The 4,144-nt window shown below is 63.4% G+C and carries 4 protein-coding genes; all 4 read left to right on the top strand.

Going from position 1 to position 4,144, the window contains the following annotated elements:
• A partial coding sequence (locus AC4GMC_RS17365) for a hypothetical protein (RefSeq protein ID WP_487879470.1) occupies positions 1 to 406 on the top strand: 406 nt, incomplete at its 5' end.
• Complete coding sequence (locus AC4GMC_RS17360; RefSeq protein ID WP_487878011.1) at positions 354 to 2,459, top strand: phage terminase large subunit family protein; 2,106 nt, start codon at positions 354 to 356, stop codon at positions 2,457 to 2,459. The genes AC4GMC_RS17365 and AC4GMC_RS17360, both read left to right, overlap by 53 nt.
• A 3-nt stretch (positions 2,460 to 2,462) precedes the next feature.
• Positions 2,463 to 2,672, top strand: coding sequence for a phage head-tail joining protein (locus AC4GMC_RS17355; protein ID WP_487878010.1), 210 nt, complete (start codon positions 2,463 to 2,465; stop codon positions 2,670 to 2,672).
• A partial coding sequence (locus tag AC4GMC_RS17350) for a phage portal protein (RefSeq protein ID WP_487879469.1) occupies positions 2,672 to 4,144 on the top strand: 1,473 nt, incomplete at its 3' end. The genes AC4GMC_RS17355 and AC4GMC_RS17350, both read left to right, overlap by 1 nt.

Here is a 4,144-nt window from a genome sequence, read left to right as displayed (position 1 = left end):
TGATCCGGATCAACAGATGCGCTCGCGCGGCGGGCTCAGTACAGCGAATGACGGGCCTGCGGTCTCGTCCTCGGGCGACAGCACGTCCTATATCAAAGCCCGCACGGCGCTGACCGTCTACCAGGCGCAGGAACGGCAGCTGTCGATCCAGAAGAAAAAGGGCGTGCTGGTAGATCGGGCGCGCGCTGAGACGCTGGTGTTTCGGCTGGCGCGTCAGGAGCGGGATCTTTGGGTCACCTGGCCCACACGTGTTGCGGCCCTCATAGCCGCACAATTGTCCGCAGAGATGGAGACAGCATCCGGCAAGGCGGTGATGATCGAGACTGCGATCCTGCAAAGGGTGCTAGAAACCCATGTCCGAGAGCAACTCGACGCCCTGGCCGACCTCAGGGTCGCGCTTGAATGATGAGGAGCGGTTTGGTGACAACCAAACGCAAAGGTCTGGGGGACCTTTGCGAGCGACGAACGGCCCGAGTGACAACGAGGGGCGACCAACATCTGATCTGACCGAAGGCCTCGACCTCGCCTTTGACGGTGCCGAGGAAGTCCTGCGCGCTTGGCGCCGGGGGATGCGGCCCGACCCAGACCTGACAGTTTCGGAATGGGCCGATAAGCATCGCAAGCTGTCCTCGCGCGCCTCTGCTGAACCCGGGCAATACCGAACGGCCCGCACACCCTATCTGCGCGCCATTATGGATGCGCTGTCGCCAAACAATCCGGCACAACGGATCAGCTTCATGAAGGCCGCCCAGGTCGGGGCCACGGAAGCCGGCAACAACTGGATCGGCTTTGTGATCCATCATGCACCCGGCCCGATGCTCGCGGTGCTGCCCACAGTCGAGATGGCAAAGCGCACTTCGCGCGGCCGGATCGACCCGCTGATCGAGGATAGCCCGGCGCTGAAAGAACGCGTGCAGCCAGCACGGTCGCGAGATGCGGGCAATTCGATGCTGTCCAAGGAGTTTCCGGGCGGGATCTTAGTGCTGACAGGCGCTAACTCGGCCACAGGGCTACGCTCGATGCCGGCGCGTTATGTGTTTCTCGATGAGGTCGATGCTTATCCAGCTTCGGCTGACGAGGAAGGTGATCCGGTGAGTTTGGCCGAGGCGCGGACTACGACCTTTGCCCATCGGCGTAAGGTGTTCATGGTCTCGACGCCAACGATCCGAGGGCTAAGCCGGATTGAACGAGAGTTCGAGGTCAGTGATCAGCGGCGGTACTTCGTGCCCTGTCCACATTGCGGGCATATGCAATGGCTGCAGTTTGAACGGCTGCGCTGGGAAAAGGGGCGGCCGGAAACCGCAGCTTATGACTGCGAGGGATGCGAAGCTTCAATTGCGGAGCATCACAAGACAGACATGTTGGCGCGTGGGGAATGGCGGGCGACGACAACCAGTGCAGATCCCAATGCCATCGGGTTCCACCTCTCGGCGCTCTATTCGCCGATCGGCTGGAAGAGCTGGGAGCAGATCGCGCGGGACTGGCTAGCAGCGCAAGGCTCAGACGAGATGCTGCGCGCCGCGCGCAACACGCTTCTGGGCGAGACCTGGGTTGAAAGCGGCGATGCGCCTGAATGGCAGCGACTGGCGGATCGGCGTGAGGTGTTTGCCGCTCAGGTGCCCGTGGGCGGGTTGTTCCTGACCGCCGGTGCTGACGTGCAGAAAGACCGCATCGAGGTCGATGTTTGGGCTTGGGGTCGTGGGTTGGAAAGTTGGCTTGTCGATCACATCGTCATTCCGGGTGGCCCTAGCGATCCCGCCTGTTGGCAGGCGCTGACGGACCTGCTTAACCGAACTTGGGTGCATGAAAACGGCGCCGTGATGCCACTGGCCAAGCTGGCCATCGATACCGGCTATGAGACCTCTGCGGTCTATGCCTGGGCAAGGGCGCAGGGCATTGCTCAGGTGGCACCGGTCAAAGGCCTGGAAGGATTCAACAGGGCGACCCCGGTGTCGGGGCCAACTTTTGTCGACGCGACCGTGAATGGGCGGAAGCTCAAGCGTGGGGCGCGGCTCTGGACGGTGGCTACGGCCACCTTCAAGGCGGAAACGTATCGCTATCTGCGGATAGAGCGGCCATCCGAGCCAGAGGCGGCGGTACCGGCTGGAATGATCCACCTGCCCGACTGGGCCGACAGCGAATGGCTAAAGCAGCTCGTGGCCGAGCAATTGGTGACGATCCGCAATAAGCGCGGCTATGCCCGCCAGGAATGGCAAAAGATGCGCGAGCGGAACGAGGCGCTCGACACAAGGGTCTATGCGCGGGCCGCAGCGTGGATCCTCGGGGCCGATCGCTTCGACGAGCGGATGTGGCGGCAGTTGGAGAAGCAGGCGGGCGTGGAAACGACTGTCATAGCCCAGGGTACTGAGCCCGAGAAACCGGCCGAACCTCAGGCGGGGCGGATCGCATCGCCCCGGCGGCGCGGCTGGAAGATCAGCACGCCCAAATACATGGAATGATGAATGAACCTCGACGAGTTGAAGCTCCGCCACGACGCGCTCTTGGCCGCGCGCTATAGCGGCACGCGGTCTGTCAGCTATGACGGCAAGACCGTCAATTACGGTACGGATGCCGAACTGGCCGCTGCCATAGGTGATGTCGAACGTCGCATTGCCAAACTTGAGCGTGGCGCTGGGCGCGTGTTGCGTCCCTTTGCCATCAAGGACCTGTGATGAACTGGCGACAGCGTCTCGGCGCATTCATCGGCGGCTTCGATGCGGGCCAGCATCATCGCCGATTGCGCGGGTTCCAAGCAACGCACGCGCATGTCAACGCGCTGATCGCTGCCTCGGGACCAGACATCACCGCCCGTGCCCGCTGGCTTGTCCGCAACAATGGCTATGCAGTGAATGCAGTCGAAAGCTGGGCGGCGAATACCGTCGGCGACGGGATCAAGCCGATCTCGAAGCTGGCCGATGCCGCCCGGAAAGAAGAGCTGCAGCGGCTCTGGCTCGCCTGGACCGATGAGGCCGACGCCGAAGGGCTGACGGATTTCTACGGGCTGCAGCGCCGCGCCGCGCGCGAGGTGTTCCTAGCGGGCGAAGTGTTCCTGCGGATCAGGCCCCGGCGGGTCGAAGATGCGCTGACGGTGCCGCTCCAACTGCAGATGTTGCCTTCGGAGATGCTGCCGCTGCATGAAACGGGCGTAGCGCGGAATGGCAATGCCATCCGTCAGGGGATCGAGTTCGATCGGATCGGGCGGCGTGTGGCCTATCACTTCCTGCGCCGCCATCCGGGCGACAGCACCGATCCAGGGCTCTCAGGCGAGATTGTCCGCGTGCCCGCCAGCGAGGTCATCCACGTAATCGACCCAGTGGAAGGCGGCCAGCTGCGCGGCGTCTCAAAACTGGCCCCGGCCATCGTGAAGCTGTTCCTCTTGGATCAATATGACGACGCTGAGCTCGATCGGAAAAAGGTCGCCGCGATGTACGCGATGTTCGTAACCTCGCCCGCCCCGGAAAACCCGCTCGCCCCCTTGGACGACGAGGAGATGCCCGCAGGCGTCGAGATCAGCCCGGGCCAGATCGTCCGGCTGGATCCCGGCGAGGATGTGACCGTGGGCCAGCCGGCAGACAGCGGCGCGACCTATGAACCGTTCCAGTATCGGACGCTCCTGCAGATCTCGGCAGCACTTGGCATCCCCTACCCCTACCTCGCCAATGACATGGTGAAGGGGAACTTCTCTAACTCGCGCCTGGCTCTGATCGAGTTCCGCCGTCGGGTTTCGGCCTGGCAGCATTCCGTGATGGTCTACCAACTCTGCCGCCCGGTCTATGCACGCTGGCTGGATCTGGCGGTACTGTCCGGCGCGCTGGCCTTGCCCGGCTATGAGGCCGATCGTCCCCGCATGCTCGCGGCCGACTGGCTCCCCACGAAATGGGACTGGGTCGATCCGTTGAAAGACGCCAATGCCGAAATCGCGCAGATCGAGGCGGGGCTCAAATCCCGAACGCAGGCCATCGCCGAGCGCGGCTACGACGCCGAGCAGGTCGATCGTGAGATTGCCGCTGAGCGCGACCGCGAGCGCGTGCTGGGTCTCGATTTTCGCCGGCCGGGATCGCCGGCGCAAGGGGTACAGGCTGTTCCGACCGAGGACGATGGGGCTGGACCAAACAATGAGACTGATGACGCGGAAAACAGCCCG

Source organism: Thalassobacter sp., assembly GCF_982993085.1.
This window is presented reverse-complemented; position numbering and strand designations above follow the sequence as displayed.

Bases quoted from the DNA above. Each gene is read 5' to 3' on its own strand.
- AC4GMC_RS17360 (WP_487878011.1), top strand. From the start codon at position 354: ATGTCCGAGAGCAACTCGACGCCCTGGCCGACCTCAGGGTCGCGCTTG.
- AC4GMC_RS17355 (WP_487878010.1), top strand. From the start codon at position 2,463: ATGAACCTCGACGAGTTGAAGCTCCGCCACGACGCGCTCTTGGCCGCG.